1 protein-coding gene is annotated in these 413 nt (G+C 51.8%); it reads left to right on the plus strand.

What is annotated here, in order from left to right:
* Positions 1-105: 105 nt before the first annotated feature.
* Positions 106-413, plus strand: a 308-nt coding sequence (locus HZY94_RS01640; RefSeq protein ID WP_218925695.1) for a UDP-N-acetylglucosamine 2-epimerase, incomplete at its 3' end; no start/stop codon positions are given.

Consider the following 413-nt stretch of genomic DNA (forward strand, 5'->3'; position numbering starts at 1 on the left):
AATAGCAACACTGCTGCTGCGAGCGCAAAGGCGCTCGCCGCTTATTCGAAGAGAATCGATGTGAAAGTACTGACTGTATTTGGTACGCGCCCGGAAGCCATCAAGATGGCTCCGTTGGTGCATGCGTTGGCAAAAGATCCTTTTTTTGAGGCTAAAGTTTGCGTCACTGCGCAGCATCGGGAGATGCTCGATCAGGTGCTGAAACTCTTTTCCATTGTACCTGACTACGATCTCAACATAATGCAGCCAGGACAGGGCCTGACAGAGATAACCTGTCGGATTCTGGAAGGGCTAAAACCTATTCTTGCCGAGTTCAAACCAGACGTCGTGCTGGTTCACGGCGACACAACAACGACGCTGGCAACCAGCCTGGCGGCGTTTTATCAGCGTATTCCTGTTGGTCACGTTGAGGC

It is taken from the genome of Streptococcus danieliae (assembly GCF_013415245.1).
Lineage (GTDB): Bacteria > Bacillota > Bacilli > Lactobacillales > Streptococcaceae > Streptococcus > Streptococcus danieliae_A.